The sequence below is a fragment of the Pseudomonas sp. TH08 genome (genome assembly GCF_016651275.1).
GTDB lineage: Bacteria > Pseudomonadota > Gammaproteobacteria > Pseudomonadales > Pseudomonadaceae > Aquipseudomonas.
On record NZ_JAEKEE010000001.1, the window covers coordinates 1,783,996 to 1,800,156 of the forward strand.

At 59.2% G+C, this 16,161-nt stretch carries 15 protein-coding genes and 1 pseudogene; 7 read left to right on the forward strand and 9 right to left on the reverse strand.

Annotation, left to right across the window (positions count from 1 at the left end; genetic code table 11):
• Positions 1-309: 309 nt before the first annotated feature.
• Positions 310-1,080 carry a ParA family protein gene (locus JFT91_RS08285; RefSeq protein ID WP_201232064.1) on the forward strand — a complete coding sequence of 257 codons (771 nt, stop codon included), beginning with the start codon at positions 310-312 and terminating at the stop codon, positions 1,078-1,080.
• A gap of 132 nt (positions 1,081-1,212) precedes the next feature.
• Here JFT91_RS08285 and trxC read toward each other — a convergent pair whose 3' ends face one another.
• Positions 1,213-1,647, reverse strand: coding sequence for a thioredoxin TrxC (gene trxC, locus JFT91_RS08290; protein ID WP_201232065.1), 435 nt, complete (start codon positions 1,645-1,647; stop codon positions 1,213-1,215).
• Between the two features lie 200 nt (positions 1,648-1,847).
• On the opposite strand from trxC, the gene JFT91_RS08295 reads away from it, so the two are divergent.
• The 3 genes from JFT91_RS08295 (at position 1,848) to JFT91_RS08305 (ending at position 2,903) form a co-directional block, all read left to right on the forward strand.
• Positions 1,848-2,348 (forward strand): helix-turn-helix domain-containing protein, encoded by a 501-nt coding sequence (locus tag JFT91_RS08295; protein WP_242489228.1) that lies wholly within the window; start codon positions 1,848-1,850, stop codon positions 2,346-2,348.
• A 100-nt stretch (positions 2,349-2,448) separates the two neighbouring features.
• Positions 2,449-2,691: a hypothetical protein gene (locus tag JFT91_RS08300; RefSeq protein WP_201232066.1), complete on the forward strand. Its 243-nt coding sequence runs from the start codon at positions 2,449-2,451 to the stop codon at positions 2,689-2,691.
• Between the two features lie 17 nt (positions 2,692-2,708).
• Positions 2,709-2,903: a hypothetical protein gene (locus tag JFT91_RS08305; protein ID WP_201232067.1), complete on the forward strand. Its 195-nt coding sequence runs from the start codon at positions 2,709-2,711 to the stop codon at positions 2,901-2,903.
• Between the two features lie 23 nt (positions 2,904-2,926).
• Here JFT91_RS08305 and JFT91_RS08310 read toward each other — a convergent pair whose 3' ends face one another.
• From JFT91_RS08310 to JFT91_RS30120, 8 genes and pseudogenes are all read right to left on the reverse strand, one after another.
• Complete coding sequence (locus tag JFT91_RS08310) at positions 2,927-3,451, reverse strand: superinfection exclusion B family protein (protein ID WP_201232068.1); 525 nt, start codon at positions 3,449-3,451, stop codon at positions 2,927-2,929.
• Positions 3,451-4,014 carry a hypothetical protein gene (locus tag JFT91_RS08315; RefSeq protein WP_201232069.1) on the reverse strand — a complete coding sequence of 188 codons (564 nt, stop codon included), beginning with the start codon at positions 4,012-4,014 and terminating at the stop codon, positions 3,451-3,453. The genes JFT91_RS08310 and JFT91_RS08315 overlap by 1 nt, the downstream gene beginning before the upstream one ends.
• On the reverse strand, positions 3,978-4,610 hold the full coding sequence (locus JFT91_RS08320) for a hypothetical protein (protein ID WP_201232070.1): 633 nt from the start codon (positions 4,608-4,610) through the stop codon (positions 3,978-3,980). The genes JFT91_RS08315 and JFT91_RS08320 overlap by 37 nt, the downstream gene beginning before the upstream one ends.
• A 90-nt stretch (positions 4,611-4,700) precedes the next feature.
• Positions 4,701-6,164, reverse strand: coding sequence for a protein adenylyltransferase SelO (gene selO / locus JFT91_RS08325; protein ID WP_201232071.1), 1,464 nt, complete (start codon positions 6,162-6,164; stop codon positions 4,701-4,703).
• 48 nt (positions 6,165-6,212) lie between these two features.
• A complete protein-coding gene (gene mscK / locus JFT91_RS08330; RefSeq protein WP_201230136.1) occupies positions 6,213-9,566 on the reverse strand; it encodes a mechanosensitive channel MscK in 3,354 nt (1,117 codons plus the stop codon).
• A gap of 34 nt (positions 9,567-9,600) precedes the next feature.
• Positions 9,601-11,343, reverse strand: a complete 1,743-nt coding sequence (locus JFT91_RS08335; protein WP_201230143.1) for a potassium/proton antiporter — start codon at positions 11,341-11,343, stop codon at positions 9,601-9,603.
• Positions 11,344-11,640: 297 nt separating this feature from the next.
• A complete protein-coding gene (locus tag JFT91_RS30115; RefSeq protein ID WP_371042268.1) occupies positions 11,641-12,513 on the reverse strand; it encodes a methyl-accepting chemotaxis protein in 873 nt (290 codons plus the stop codon).
• A gap of 30 nt (positions 12,514-12,543) precedes the next feature.
• Positions 12,544-13,266 (reverse strand): annotated as a pseudogene (locus JFT91_RS30120) (MCP four helix bundle domain-containing protein); the annotation flags it as partial.
• 277 nt (positions 13,267-13,543) lie between these two features.
• On the opposite strand from JFT91_RS30120, the gene JFT91_RS08345 reads away from it, so the two are divergent.
• The 3 genes from JFT91_RS08345 (at position 13,544) to JFT91_RS08355 (ending at position 16,110) form a co-directional block, all read left to right on the forward strand.
• Positions 13,544-13,774: a hypothetical protein gene (locus JFT91_RS08345; RefSeq protein WP_201149626.1), complete on the forward strand. Its 231-nt coding sequence runs from the start codon at positions 13,544-13,546 to the stop codon at positions 13,772-13,774.
• Positions 13,771-14,073: a cell division protein ZapA gene (locus tag JFT91_RS08350; RefSeq protein WP_095138056.1), complete on the forward strand. Its 303-nt coding sequence runs from the start codon at positions 13,771-13,773 to the stop codon at positions 14,071-14,073. The genes JFT91_RS08345 and JFT91_RS08350 overlap by 4 nt, the downstream gene beginning before the upstream one ends.
• A gap of 99 nt (positions 14,074-14,172) precedes the next feature.
• Positions 14,173-16,110, forward strand: coding sequence for a methyl-accepting chemotaxis protein (locus JFT91_RS08355; RefSeq protein ID WP_201230147.1), 1,938 nt, complete (start codon positions 14,173-14,175; stop codon positions 16,108-16,110).
• Positions 16,111-16,161: the final 51 nt, after the last annotated feature.

The window sequence follows — 16,161 nt, forward strand, 5'->3', positions numbered from 1 at the left end:
TTTGCTGAACGTAGCGTCGCGCTTGGCGCTGAGTGGCGCGCATTATCCCGGTGAGACGGGTGTGTAGCAAATGTTGGTTACATTTTGTGCAGTGAAATGTACTGAGTGGTTCGTGGAAAAGCTGTCATATGGCCATTATCCAGATTGCCAGAGGCTTGTCTGTCGGCCGTCTCGCTGATCAATGGCAGTTTTTACGCCGTCGGCCTGGGGATATTTACACCTGACCTTGTAGTCCATGTCCGTGAAGGTAGCGAAGCGAGGTCGCGCGCATCTACACTCGGTCATTCTTTGATACACGGAGGTTTTGTCATGCGGCGCGTGGTGTTCAATCAGAAAGGTGGCGTAGGTAAATCCAGCATTGCCTGCAATCTGGCGGCGGTCAGCGCCAGCCAGGGTTATCGCACGCTGTTGGTGGATCTCGATGCGCAGGCCAACTCCACTCAGTATCTGACCGGGCTCACTGGCGACGACATCCCGATGGGGATTGCCGATTTTTTCAAGCAGACGCTGTCCTCGGGGCCGTTCTCGAAGAAGAATCAGGCAGACATCTACGAAACACCGTTCGACAACCTGCACATCATCACGGCGACCGCCGAGTTGGCCGACTTGCAGCCCAAGCTTGAGGCCAAGCACAAGATCAACAAGTTGCGGAAGTTGCTTGATGAGCTGTCCGAAGACTACGACCGAATTTACCTCGATACGCCGCCGGCGCTGAATTTCTATGCGGTATCAGCGCTGATTGCCGCTGATCGTGTGCTCATTCCCTTCGATTGCGACAGCTTCTCGCGCCAAGCCTTGTACGGCTTGCTTGCGGAAATCGAAGAATTGAAAGAAGACCACAACGAAGGTCTGGAAGTCGAAGGCATCGTGGTCAACCAATTCCAGGCCCGCGCCAGTCTGCCGCAGCAAATTCTTGATGAGTTGATTGCCGAAGGTTTGCCGGTGCTGCCGGTGTACCTGACCAGTTCGGTGCGCATGCGTGAATCGCACCAGGCCAATACGCCGTTGATTCACCTTGATCCGCGACACAAGTTGACCCAGCAATTCGTCGAGCTGCACAACCTGCTCGAAGACCACTGATCCCCCGGATTGCACCCAACCTACCTGTGGGAGCGAGCCTGCTCGCGAAGAGGCCGGTAGATTCAACACCTGAGTTGACTGACCGGACGCCTTCGCGAGCAGGCTCGCTCCCACAATTGGATTTGTGTTGGGTCAAATGCCCTGGCTACGCAGCCACGCCATCAACTGCGGCAACGGAAACGCGCCACTCTGCCGCGCTACCTCCCGACCGTTCGCGAACAGAATCAGACTCGGAATCGAGCGAATCCCCAACTGCGCCGACAACTGCTGATTGGCCTCGCTGTCGAGCTTGGCCAACCGACACTTGCCCGCCAGTTGCGCCGCCGCCTGCTCGAACACCGGCGCAAACGACTTGCACGGCCCACACCAATCCGCCCAGACATCCACCAGCAACGGCAAATCCCCCTTGATCTGGCTGGCGTAGTCGCCTTGCTTGAGTTCGAAGGGTTTGTTCAGCAGCACAGCAGATTTGCAGCGTCCGCACTTGGGTTGATCGGCGAGGCGCTCGGCGGGAATGCGGTTGAGGCCGTTGCAGGAGGGGCAGGGGATGAGGAGTGGGTCGGTCATGAGCGGTTCTCGGACAGGAAGTCTATAAGACTGTTCTGAGGGCAAAGTCGTGATTATCAAGGAATTGATCTGTAGGGCATTACCTTCTTTGTTTGAGGAGAGGGACTACACGTATCGATGCTTCGGCTGACTATCTGTATTTGATCCAGTCGGTAATCCTTCGCAGTCCTGAATGAAGTATTTCTTGGACCCGTATTCCAATGACCATCAAGACGCTCAAACGCCTTTCACTCATGTATGGAAACGCCTTGAAGGTTGGGACGGCTTGGACGCCGACCGGGGGCTTTGTTGGCTTTGAGAGTGTCTGGCTTGATTCCAGCACGGGACAAAATAGAGTTCTCTATTCTCATTCGCTGCGGCGGCCAGGAAATGAAGAGGAATACGACGCGTTGGTGCGGGCAGCCGACGAAATACTTGAGATTACAGGCGATGACGAGTCCCATCCTTTAATGAGTCTGGTGGATATCATCGGTGACTGGATTGAGGAGTGGGATCACACTCATCACCCAATGCCCAAACCGCCTGGTTACGAAGTGCTGGGATATCTGATGCGCGAACATGGTTTGACCCAGAGCGATTTGCCCGGTGTCGGCCCTCAGTCAGTGGTTTCGGAAATTCTGAGCGGCAAGCGCCAGCTCAACTTACGGCAGGTCCGCTGGCTGGCCGATCACTTCAAACTGCCGGTAGATGTATTCATCTGAAGGGCGTTGCTGAGCCATCCAAACCCTAGGGCTGTTGCACTCTGATAGCATGTCGCGCGGCTTTTTCAGCCGCGCTTTCATCTAAAGGGAATTAACTGTCATGAGCTCTACCCAAGAGGTCACAGCGCCTACCGATTCCACGCCTTACAAAGACGCGAGCATGAGCTGCGGGCACTGCAACTACACGCTCAAGCCGACCTATCACCAAGCGTTCGAGCTGGTTCGGTTGCAGCCCATCAACTGCTATCAGTGCAGTTCGGATCTGTTGCTGGATGAAGCCGACCGTCAGGTGCTGGACAAAAACTGCAGACAGCCACCCGTATCGGCAAGCTGGCGTTGCTGATTCTGGGGCCGTACTTCTTGATCAGCATGCTCGCGACGCTCTATTTCATGTTCTTCGCCGAGCCGCCGTTTTCCGGGTTCTCGGGCGTGTTGGTTGGCGGTGGGTTAGTAATCGGATTCCTCCTAAAGAGCGCCGCCACGGACAGCGAAGAACGTGATTTCGTACTGTTCAATCAGGGCGAGGGGCCTGCTGTCGAGGCGCAGGCCGCATAACTGATGCTGCGGTCTCGCGAGCGTTATTGTGCTTCCGGGCCGAAGATGCGCTGCTTCCACGCAGCGCTGGCATCGACCAGCGAGTAACCGTCGTTGCAGTTCAATACGATGCCGACGTTCTTGCAGAACACCACGTCGACAATGTTCTGATCGCGGGTGAAATCGGTCAGTCGATCCACCGCCATGAACACTTCGACGTTTTGAATCGCGTAATGCACTTCCCCGCCCCATTGCGAACCATATCCGGAAATCTTCAGCGGCCCGCACAACCGATAGACCGCCGCTGCTTTGCCTTGCGCGGTCTCCAGTTCCCTGAACGGCAGAATGGTAGTCCCCACCAGATGAATAAAGCCGATCGCCCGACTGTCCATGAATGCCAGTGCGGCTCGTTCCGCGTCGTTCAGTTGGCGAAGGGGTTGCGCCTTGGCGATGAAGCGGCGAGTCGACCAGGACAGGGCCACGAGTTTCCAGACGAAGAACACTGCCGGAGAAATGAGCAGGGCGACGATGACCACGAATGCGAGAACTTCAAACGCTGGCTGGCTCATCAGGACGCGCTGACGCTGTTCGACACAGGCCGGCGCTCCCACAGACGCCTGGCCAGATTGACGCCGTAGGCGACGCACAGTCCGCCGCTGACGTATTCCACCCATGCCTGCGCGTTGCTGCGATCAACGTCGGGGTAGCACACGTGCGCCACCAGCCAGGAAATCCCGAACAGCCCCATCATCACCGCGTTGCCGAGCCAGGCTTCGTGCTCCTGATGGCGCCAGTCGGCACAGGCATCGGGCAGGCCTTCGATCTTGAGCAGCCAGTCATACCAGCCTCTCTCCGGATCCACGTCGATATGAGCAATAACGGTCTGGCCTTCCTTGATGTGATTTTCAATTTGTTGCCGGAGCGGAGACTCGACGGACACACGTTTTTTACCGATGGTCATTCCCTCCTCAGGAACCCAGCGATAAACGCCTTGAATACGGTTGACCACGCTGCGCGGCTGATGCTTTTCCAGCGCCATGGGCAGGAAGCCTGCCATGGTCACGAAGAAGAAAGGGACAAACCATTCCTTGGCGGTCAGCCACTCAAAGGCCATCGCCCAGAACAGCAACACGCTTGCCACAACTGCACAGCACCCCAAAAGCGCCGCAGACACGGCGCGTGCCCGTTCATTTCATACGCGAGGCGTCGACGCTCTTTCTTGCGGGCAGGGCGTTGCCCGAGGATCAGTGTCTCTTCGTCGTCGATACAGGGGCCGGGGATACCGAACGTCCATTGAACGTCAGCCCGCTCGTCGGTCTCGACACGCTGGGCGAACGCCTCGATGTGGTAGCCGTCATTCAGGCGGATCACATAAGCGCGTTTTTTGCCGCAGATGATTTCGGCCTCGTTGTTGCCTTCCTTGTTCAGAAACGGCAGGGCCAGTGCAGGCAGCAATACCGGGAGTTCAGCGATGCGGTGCATGCCGGACCAGTCTTTCATGGTGCCGGTTTTTCGATAGGCGCCGCTGATCAGGTGAACATCGCGCTCGAATGTTTCCTTGGGGTAATAGAGGGCGAGCAACCGGTGTTCTTCGATCGTCGCGCAGCGGGATGGCTCGTCGCGGCGCAGAGCGTTGAGTCTGAACTGACACGCCCAGATGCCGCCGACGTAAATAAGCATTGAAAGCGTTTGAAACAGCGTGATGCCAACGGAAAGATAGCCGAGCACTGCAACGTCCTTGTCCTGTAATGCCGCGCTGTCCGGTACGCGGCGGTGTTCTATGAAGCAAAAGGGTCTGGCAGTGTCACATCGCTCGCCTCACGAAGAGCAACTGATCTCCAGATGCTTGCCCCACTCCGGTGGTCGCTCGGCATAACTCTCCATCCCCGGCTGCTCCTCAAACGGTTTGCTCAGCACCGCATGCAGCCGACGCACCTCCGAATAATCCCCCTGCTCAGCCGCATCGATGGCTTTTTGCGCCAGATAATTGCGCAGGATGTACAGCGGATTGACCGCATGCATCCGCGCTCGGCGCTGTTCCTGATCAGCATCACCATCGCGGGCAACCCGGGCAACGTAGCGTTCGCCCCAGGCATCAAAACCCTTGATGTCGACGAAGTCGTCACGCAAACGGGCGACGGATTTTTCTGCTGATTCCTCTCCGAGTCGGCGGAAAAACAGCGTGTAGTCGACGCCGCTGTTCTGCATCAGTTGCAGCAAGTCTTCCAGCAGTTTCTGGTCATCGTCTTCTGCGGTGGTGAAACCGAAGCGCCGGCGCATCAGGTCGAGGTAATGCGCTTGGAACAGTGGCAAGTACAAACCCAGCGTTTCGCGCAGCGCTTCAACACTGATGAACGGTGTCAGCGCCTGGGCCAGCGCGCTGAGGTTCCACTGACCGATCGGCACCTGATTGCTGAACGAGTAGCGGCCCTGATCATCCGAATGGTTACAGATGAAGTTGGCGTCGAAGTCGTCGAGGAAGGCGAATGGTCCGAAGTCGAAGGTGATGCCGAGGATCGACATGTTGTCGGTGTTCATCACGCCGTGGCAGAAGCCGTAGGCCTGCCACTTGGCGATCAGCTCGGCATTGCGCTCGACGATCTCGCGGAACATCGCCAGATACGGTTCCGGCTGCTCCAGGCATTCCGGGAAGTGCATCGCCAGCACGTGCTCGCCGAGTGCTTTCTGCTGCTCGGGGCGCTTGGTGTAGTAGAAATATTCGAAGTGGCCGAAACGGATGTGGCTCGGCGCCAGGCGCAGCACCATCGCCGCGCGTTCCTGTTTTTCGCGCCAGACCGGGGTGTCGGAGCCGATCACGCAGGCGGCGCGCGAGGAGGGAATGTTCAGTCCGTACAAAGCTTCGGAGGCGAGGAACTCACGGATCGACGAACGCAGCACCGCACGGCCATCGCCCATGCGCGAAAAAGGCGTCTGCCCGGCGCCTTTGAGATGCAGGTCCCAATGCTCGCCAGCCGCGTTGTACACCTCGCCCAGCAGCAAACCGCGGCCATCGCCCAGTTGCGGTGTATAGCCGCCGAACTGATGCCCGGAATAGACCATCGCCCGTGGCTCGGCATCGGCCCACAGCTTGTGGCCACCGAACAGTTCGGCGAATTCCCGGGTTTCGGCGGTTGCCGGGTCGAGATCGAGCAAAGCCATGGCCGCCGGGCTTGCCACTACCAGACGCGGGTTGTCGATCGGCTCGGGCAGCACGTGAGCGGAGAACGCATCGCCGAGGCGGGCGAAGCGATTATCGAAGGTCAGTTCGTCGAGGGCTTTCACGGGCCGGCTCCAGCAGAATGTCCGAGCATTCTGCTGGGTATAGGTCGGTTAGTCGAGTTTGGCCGGCGGCGGTTCTTGCGGCGGTTTTTGCTCGTCGGGCACCGCGACGATGGTTTTCGTCTCTGCTTCGACCGGCACCAACTTGTATTCCTGGCCGTGCAGGTTCTTCAGGTAAACCTCCATCTGGCGGAAGGAGATGTTGATGTGCTGCTTCTTGAACTCACGGTTGATGAAGCGGTTGACCTCGTCGATCACCGGGTTGCGGTCACCGAGGTCGCGCACGTGCATGCGCAATTCATGGTCGAGGGTGCTTTCACCGAAGTTGAGGAAGTACACGTGCGGCTCGGGTTCCTTGAGCACGCGCGGGTTCTCGCGGGCGGCCTTGAGCAGCAGCTCTTTGACCAGATCGAGATCCGAACCGTAGTCGACCCCCAGTTTCAGCGTCACGCGGGTAATGGTGTCGGTCAGCGACCAGTTGATCAGTTGCCCGGTAATGAACGTCTTGTTCGGAACAATGATGTCCTTGCGGTCGAAGTCGGTGATGGTCGTCGCGCGGATGCGGATCTTGCTCACCGTGCCCGAGAGGTTGCCGATGGTGATGGTGTCGCCGATGCGTACCGGGCGCTCGAAGAGAATCATGATGCCGGAGATGAAGTTGGCGAAGATCTCCTGCATACCGAAACCGAGGCCGACCGACAGCGCCGCCACCAGCCATTGCAACTTGTCCCAACTGACGCCGAGGGTCGACAGGGTCGAGACGAAACCGACACCGGCGATCACATAGGACAGCAACGTCGTGGTCGCATAGGCACTGCCTTGCGCCAGATTGAGCTTGGACAGCACAAACACTTCAAGCAGGCCCGGCAAGTTGCGTGCGAGGGCGAAGGTGATGCCGATGATGATCAGCGCGCCGAGCATGTCGCCAATGCTGATCGGCACCATGCTCATGTTGGCGCCGGTGCCGCTGGTGTATTCGTAGAGGGTAATGTTGTCGAGGTAGGAGAACACTGAAATCAGATCCGACCAGACCCAGTACAGCGCGGCGATGAAACCGCCGAGCAAGGCCAGACGGATCAGGCGCAGGGACTGCTCATTGACCTTTTCGATGTCGAGCGTCGGTTCTTCGATCACCGCTTCGCCATCGCCGGCCTCTTTTGCCGCCTGGCGTTTGGCCAGGGCGCGCTGATAGGCCAAGCGCCGTGCCGCGACCGCGAGACCGCGGACGAAAGTGGCTTCGATCACCAGCCAGAACATCAGCAGGTACAGGGTGTTGATCAAGCGGTCGCTGAGTTTCAGTGCCGTGTAGTAGTAGCCGAAGCACACGGCAACGAACAGCGCGATGGGCAACAAGGTGAACATCACTCCCACCGCCTTACGGAACAGCGAGGCGTTTTCGTGGGCCGGGCTGCTGATCAGTAGGCGACTGAGCAGCCATGCCATCAGGGCGTAGCAAATCAGCACCACCGGCATGCCCAATACGTCGTCGGCCAATGCCGCCGGTTGCAATTCGGCCACTGCGACCACGGCCACCAGCGCCAGAACCACCAGCCCCAGTCGACGCACCCAGCCCTGGAGGAATTCGACCTGAGGTTTTTCCCAGCGGAAGTGCAGTTCTGCCACGCCACCCGGCGCCAGAATCCGGTAGGCGGTGTAGAACACCAGCCACGCCTGCCCCATTTGCAGCAGTGCCGCGCCCATGTTGGCGTTCTGCCCTCGGGCGTCGATCTGCAAGGCCAGACCACACAGCGCCAGACCCAGCGCCACCGGCATCGCCAGCAGAATGTTGATCAGGATCGCCTGCGGCGTGTGCCACTGGCTGTCACGCTTGAAGTGACCGATGTCCTGGTGAACCTTGTTGAGTTTCCCGTAGAGACTTTTGCGCCGCCACAGCAGTGCACCGATCAGCAGTGCCAGTGGCAGGAACAGCAGCGGTCGCTGGATCAGGCCGTCGGTCAGTTCGCTCAGGCTCGAGGCCCACGGCAGGGTGTCGACCTGACGCTTGAGGCGCTCCGGCACACCGCGCATCCATTCGATGTCCAGCGGCTTGTTGCTGGGAATCCAGAACATCTGCTCATCGAGGGTCGCGCGCAGACTTTGCGCAGTGCTCAGCAGTTGCTTCTGGTTCAGTTGCAGGGTGATCGATTCGTTGAGTACCGCGCTCAGCTCGCGGTTCAGCCGCTCAAGCAAGTCAGCGCGGGTATTGGCCAGATCCAGCAGGCTTTTGCGCAGTTGCGGGGTGACTTGTTCCGGCGGCTGTGTAGCGAGCAGGTTATCGACGTAGGTCGAAGGATTGCTGAGCAATTCACGCTGCTGGCTGACTTCGAACTGATACAGACGAATGTCGGCGATCTGGTCCGCCAGGTCGCGGTCGACCTTGAGGCGCGGCAGGGCTTGTTTCTGTTTGTAGAGAATCTTCGACAGCAGCAGGCTGCCCTTGAGCACGTTGATCTGTTCGTCCAGAGCGGAATCGCTTTGGGTCAGGCTGTCGAGTTGTTGTTTGGTTTGCAGGTTCTGCTGGGTGACTTCGTTGAGCCGGTCAGTGCTTTTCAGCAGGTAGTCGGAGAGCTTGAGGTTGGCCGTGCTTTCGCTGGCGAGCAGGCTGCTGCCGCCGGCCTTTTGCGCTTCGATCGACTGCTGGGTAACGGTTTCCTGCGACTGCGCCAGACGCTTCTGGTTGATCAGCGTTTGCAGTTCCTGAATCTCGCGGTCGAGGCGGTCGGATTTCTCCGAGAGCACGTCATGCTGGGAGTTGCCCAGATCCTGCAACTGGCTGTTGCCGGCCAGTTCCTGACGGCGCAGCGGGATCAGCGCGTTCAGTGCCGCCAGTTCGGCGTTCAACTGGTCGCGTTGCTCGGCGCTGACGGTCTTGCCCGCGTCCTTGCCGGACTTGAGGATGTTGTTGATCTGCTGGATGCGCGTCTGGCTGGCGGAAATCTCCGCCTGGGCGCGCTCGGGGCGCGTCTGCGCGGTGATGATCAGGCTGTTGGCGTCGGCCAGGGCCTTTTGCAGGTCACTTTGCTGAGTGGAGCGATCGGTGAGGATTTGCTCCAGTTGCTGGATTGATTCCCTGGGGAAACGCTGCGCCACCGGCACCACGCTGCTGGCCTTGAGGCGCGTCAGCTCGCGGGCGTTTTCAATCGTCTGCTTGGGTGCGGTGGCCAGTTGCTGCTTGAGGTCGACCAGCTTCTGCTCGTAATCATTCTTGTTGTTGAGCTGGTTGAGCGTGTTCTGCAGAACGGTTTGCAGGGTCTTTTTATCAGCGTCCGGCAGTTTGCTGTCGGCGAGTTTGTCCAGACTGGCCTGCACGGCTTCGCTGGACGGTGGTTCGGCGGCGTAAAGCGGGCCGACAGTAAGACTCAGGCCCAGCAGGGCCGCAGCAAAAAAGGAGCGCAGGGTAGGCATAGAGACCGGTCGAGCAAGTGAGAGTGGACGCAGTTTAGAGGAAGAGTCCGGGGCCCGGGCGACTTCCTTCGGGGAATCTGACGCCGACTTTGCCGATCTTGTTCCCGTCCATGACCGCGACCGTCCAGTGGGTGTTGTTCCACTCGACCTGGTCACCAACGATCGGTGCACCACCGACCTTGTGGGCGATAAAGGCGCCCAGCGTCGTGTCTGGATCAATGCCCTCGGTCGGCAAGCCATAAAGCGCCGCAACCGCTTTAAGCTGGGCGTCTCCTTCGAGTACGAAGTCGCCGAAGAAACGCAGATCGAGGCCGCGTTGCGGTGCCTGGCTGAAGAGTTTTCCGAGGGCCGGCAAGTTGTGTTCATGGCCGATAACACACAGCAAATCATCGACTTCCAATACGGTACTACCCGACGGATGGAGCAATTGTTGGCCACGAAACAGCGCGGCGATGCGTGTGCCTTCGGGCATTTTCAACTCGCGCAGGGGTGAACCGATGCACCATTTCTCTGCGCCGAGCTTGTAAACGAACAGCTCCCACTCACTGGTGATGTGCACTTCCAGCGCGGATCGGGAGATCGGCGCGGGCTCCGGCGGCACCGTCACCTTCAACAGTTTGGCGACCCACGGCAGGCTTGTGCCCTGCACCAGCAACGAGACCAACACAATGAAGAAGGCGAGGTTGAAGTACAGCTGCGCATTCGGCAGCCCGGCCATCAGCGGGAACACCGCGAGAATGATCGGTACCGCACCACGCAGACCCACCCAGGAGATGAAGGCTTTTTCACGGCCGTGGAATGCCTTGAATGGCAGCAAACCGACGATTACCGACAGCGGCCGCGCGAACAGAATCATCCACAGCGCCAGACCGAGGGCGGGCAGGGCGATTGGCAGCAAATCGTGCGGCGTGACCAGCAGCCCCAACACCAGGAACATGCCGATCTGCGCCAGCCAGGCCATGCCGTCGAGCATGTGCAGAATGCCGTGGCGGCTGCGCACCGGACGGTTGCCGATCACCAGACCGCATAGGTACACCGCGAGGAAGCCACTGCCATGCAGGGCGTTGGTCAGGGCAAACACCAGCAGACCGCCGGCAATCACCAGAATCGGATAGAGACCGGCAGCGAGATTGATCCGGTTGACCAACTGCAGCATCAGCCAGCCGCCGCCGAGACCGATCACGCCACCGATACCGAATTCGCGGATCAGGTGCGTCAGCAGGCTCCAGTGCAGTCCGGTCTGGCCGCTGGCGAGCATGTCGATCAGGGTCACGGTGAGAAACACCGCCATCGGGTCGTTGCTGCCGGATTCGATTTCCAGGCTGGCGGTGACCCGTTCGTTGAGGCCTTTGCCGCCGAGCAGTGAGAACACCGCAGCGGCGTCTGTCGAACCGACGATGGCGCCGATCAGCAGGCCCTGAATCATGTTGAGGTCGAACAGCCACGCCGCCGCCATGCCGGTCAGCCCGGTGGTGATCAACACCCCGACCGTGGCCAACGACAACGCCGGCCATAACGCCACGCGGAAACTCGACACCCGTGTGCGCAAACCACCGTCGAGGAGGATCACCGCAAGTGCGAGGTTGCCGACCAGATAGGCCGTTGGGTAGTTATCGAAAATGATCCCGCCGCCATCGACCCCGGCGGCCATGCCGACGGCAAGGATAATGACCAGAATCGGAATGCCGAGACGGGAGGAAAGTGAACTGACAAGAATGCTCGCACCTACCAGCAACGCGCCGATCAAGAACAGGCTGTTGATGGTCGTCGCATTCAAAGGCAGTACTCCAGGGACGTAAAGACGGGCACAAACTGACCATGCAGTCTGCGTGCCAGCGATTCTAACCTGTTGAAATGTGATGCTGTCAAAAAGGTTTTTGCATTGGCATCACATTGAATGTGCGCCAACTGAAAACTGTGGCGAGGGGATTTATCCCCGTTCGGCGGCGCAGCCGTCGTAAGACCGGTGAACTCGATCTATCTGAAACGCCTGAGATCCTGGGGCTGCTGCGCAACCCAACGGGGATAAATCCCCTCACCACAAAGGAGTTTCACCAGCCACTGCATGGGTGGATTAAAGGCTGAAGCGCCCAACCATGTTGTTCAGATCCAGCGCCAGGCGTGACAGTTCATTACTCGCTGCACTGGTCTGATTCGCCCCAGTCGCCGATTGCACCGACAGATCACGGATGTTCACCAGGTTGCGGTCAACTTCGCGCGCCACTTGCGCCTGTTCTTCCGCCGCACTGGCGATCACCAGGTTGCGCTCGTTGATCTCGACGATCGCCGTGTTGATGGTGTCCAGCGACATCCCGGCGCCACGGGCAATGTTCAGCGTCGACTCGGCGCGCTCGGTGCTGTTACGCATCGAATCCACGGCGTGTTCGGTGCCGCTCTGAATGCTGCCGATCATCCGCTCGATTTCGCTGGTCGACTGTTGAGTGCGATGCGCCAATGCGCGAACTTCATCCGCCACTACCGCAAAACCACGACCGGCCTCACCGGCACGCGCCGCTTCAATCGCCGCGTTCAGCGCCAGCAGATTGGTCTGATCGGCCAGACCACGAATCACGTCCAGCACCTTGCCGATGTCACGGGATTCATTGGCCAGATCACCGATCAACGAGGCAGTGCTCTGCACATCGGCGCTCATGCGTTCGATGGCGCTCACCGTTTCCTGGACCAGATCACGACCGTCGCCGGCCGATGTGGTGGCGTTCTTCGAGGCTTCCGAAGTGCTCACCGCGTTGCGCGCCACTTCTTCCACGGCGCTGGTCATCTCGTTGACCGCCGTGGCCGCCTGCTCGATTTCATTGTTCTGCTGAGTCAGGCCACGGGCGCTTTCGTCGGTGACGCTGTTCAGCTCTTCCGCTGCCGATGCAAGCTGCGTGGCCGAGCCGGAAATCCGCTGCAGGGTGTCACGCAGTTTCGACTGCATCTTTGCCATGGCCGCCAGCAGGCGCCCGGCTTCGTCGGAACCGTCGACATGGATCGGCTGGGTCAGGTTGCCTTCTGCGATGGTTTCCGCCGCTTCCAGTGCCTTGGAAATCGGCTTGGTGATGCTGGTGGTCAGCAGCCAGGCGAACAGCAGCGTCAGGCCGGTGGCAATCACCAGCAGGGTCACCACCAGATCGAAAGCCGAAGAATACTGATTAGCGGCTTGCTCGTTAGTCTCGCTGATCTGCTCGCCGTTGATCTGCATCAGACGGTTGAGCACACCGTTCACCGCTTCGGAGTTGTTCAGCAACTCGGTGTTGAGCAGGGTGCGCAGCTCATCGACCTGATTGTTGCGTGACAGGGTTTTCATGCGGTCTTCGATCTGGCGGTACTGACCGAGCAGTTGCACGTATTGGTCATACGCCGTGCGTTCCTCAGGGCTGCCGATCAATGGCTCGTAAGCCGTTTGAGCGGCGCGGATCTGCTGATTGCGCATGTCCAGCAGTTCCATGGTTTTCTGCTGTACGTCCGGTTCGCGGTTGACCAGCAAGCGGTACGACAACACTCGCAGGCGCAGGGTCAGTTGGGTGAACTCGTCGAGGTTCTTGATGCTCGGCACGCTGCTGGACGAGATATCCTCGGCGGCGCCGCGGATTTTGCTCATCTGGTTCAAGGCGAACACGCCAAGAATCAACATCAGGCCGCCGATCAGGGCGAAACCGGTGAACGCCCGAGGGGCGATATTCATATTGCGAAGGGACATGGGCGGGTACCGAAAAGGGCCGCATCCATGCGGGCTGAAACTGCTGTATGGGTGACTTATCGGTCCTACGACTAAAGTCTTGAGTCGGTGTGCGTATTTGTCGCAGACGGGCCTGAGCGACGAAGTGCAGGAACAAGATCGGCAAATCACAGTCTTTAAAGCTCGCGGGAACGCTCGCCCGCCAGGAAAATCAAGGCTTTGCGCCGGTTTAACCCTGGCATCTGTGGTGACTTTTCTTTATCGTACGCGCCCTTTGAAAAACGCTTGGAAGATCAAAATGTTGGAAGCATCCCTCAGCCAATTGGAACAGCTCGTCAGCGACCTGGTGCAACAGAACCAGACCCTGGCACACACCAACCAGACCCTGACCACGGAACTGGCCCAGGCCAAGGATGAAAACGAAAGCCTGCAACTGAACCTGATGGAACAGGAAGAAAAGCACGGCGCCACCGCCGCGCGCATTCAGGCCCTGGTTGATCGCGTCAACGCAGGTCCTGTCAGCGCATGAACCACGGCACAGCAGGGGTAAAGGTCATCTCCATTCTTGGGGAGGACTATTCGATCAAGGCACCGGCCGGGGAAGAACAGACCCTGCTGGACGCGGCATTGATGCTCAAGGCCGCTTTGGCCGACACCAAACGCAAATACCCGACGCTGATCGGTGACCGCTTGCTGGTGCTGGCAGCGATGAATCTGTGCTCGCAGCAGATCGAAATGAAGAAGCAGCACCAGGAAGAACTCGACCGTTACCAAGAGCAAGTCAGCGCCACGGTCGACACCATCGCCAAGACCATCAATCAGGGCTGATGGGTTTGCGCACAACCAAAGAATAGATTGTTGATTGAGTTGTATACAATCGGCACGGCTGTTGCATCGTTTCGGCCACTTATTCTTTGGGGGTGCTCCATGCAGTTGTGGCGACGCAGTATTCAATGGCAGCTGATCCTCAGCATGGGCACCGCCCTGCTGGTCAGCATCCTGATCGTGGTTGGCATTTATACCCTGGTGGTCAACCGCCTCGCCCAGAGCTATCTGGTCGAGCAAGCATTGCCGTCGAGCATCGAAGCGACGCGCAACGACATCGAACGCATCCTCGTGCAACCGCTGACGGCGGCCAAAGACATTGCCAGCAACACCATGGTTCGCGACTGGCTCGCGTCGGGTGAAGACAGCGGCAAAACAGCAGCCTTTGCGCAGTATCTGGAAGGCATTCGCGCCGAACACAAAGCTTTTACGGCGTTGATCATCGGCACCGAATCCAATCATTACATCACCGAAAAAGGCCTGGATCGCACCCTCAGTCGCGCCAAACCTGCCGATGCCTGGTTCTACTCTTTCCTCGACAGTCAGCAGCCGCGCACCCTCAATATCGACAACGATGGCGCGACCGGCGAGTTGGCGCTGTTCATTGACTTGAAGGTCGAGCAGGCTGGCAAAGTTGTCGGCGTTGCCGGACTCGGCTTGAGCATGAAAGAGCTGTCCGAGCTGATCCACAACTTCAGCTTCGGCGAGCGCGGCAAGGTCTATCTCGTGCGTTCCGATGGTTTGATCCAGGTGCATCCCGAGGCGCAGTTCAGCGGTAAACGCACCCTTACAGAGCAGATCGGTGCCTCGGCCGCGCAGGCCGTCATGGGTCAAAAAACTGCCGTAAGCAGCAGCTTCCAAAGAGCGGGAGAGGATTTCCTCGCCTTCAGCCTGCCCTTGCGTGATCTGGGCTGGACCCTGGTGGCCGAAGTGCCGCAGTCGCAAATCTATGCCGAAGCCCGCAAAGCGATGTGGATGAGCGGCGGCATCGGTCTGGCCGTGGCGCTGGTGTGCCTGGCGTTGGTGGTCTGGCTGGCGCAGGGTTTGGTGCGGCCGATTCGTCAGGTAACAGCCGCGCTGGTAGCAATCGGTAGCGGTGGGGGAGATTTGACCCATCGGTTAGATTCCAGTCGCGCTGATGAACTGGGCGATCTGGCGCGGGGCTTCAACCGCTTCCTCGATAGCCAGCGCGGGATGATTGCCGAAGTGCTGACCACCAGCGAGCGTTTGCGCACGGCTGTCGGGCAAGTGGCCAAGGTTGTCGATAACACTGCCGAGCGCTCCGGCCGTCAGCAGGAAATGACCGACATGGTTGCCACGGCCGTTCATGAAATGGGCCTGACCGTGCAGGAAATCGCGCAGAACGCCGGCAACGCGGCGCTCGCCTCGCAAACCGCGCGGGATGAGGCCATGCAGGCACGGGAAGTGGTCGGCGGTTCGATTCGGCACATTGAAAGCATGTCCGATGAGATTGGCTTGGCAGCGGGCGCGGTGGGTGAACTGGCGCATCAAGTGGCGTCGATTGATTCGGTGTTGGCGGTGATTCGCGGGGTGTCCGAACAGACGAATTTGCTGGCTTTGAACGCAGCTATCGAAGCCGCGCGTGCCGGAGATATGGGGCGTGGTTTTGCAGTTGTTGCTGATGAAGTCCGGACGTTGGCACGGCGGACTCAGGCGTCCACTGACGAGATTCAGCAGATGATCGGCAGCCTCAAGCAGGGGGCGGAAAACGCCGTGTCATCGATGCGCACGGGGCAGGCGGCGACGGGCACCGGGGTTGAGTCGAGCCAGCGTACCGGAGCTTCGCTGACGGCGATTACCGGGCAGGTCGAGCGCATCAGTGACATGAACCATCAGGTGGCGACGGCGACGGAAGAACAGTCGGCGGTGACTGAAGAGATCAACCGCAACGTGCAGGGCATTTCCGATCTGGCGCGGGCGACGGCGGGGGAGGTTCGGGCGTGTCGTGAGGATTGTCAGATGTTGCAGCGACTAGCGGATGATCTAGCGCGGCAGATGGGTGGGTTCAAGCTGAGCTAAGTTCTACGGTTTTCAGATCAGTCGACGCGCCATAAGTGGCGCATCGGCGCG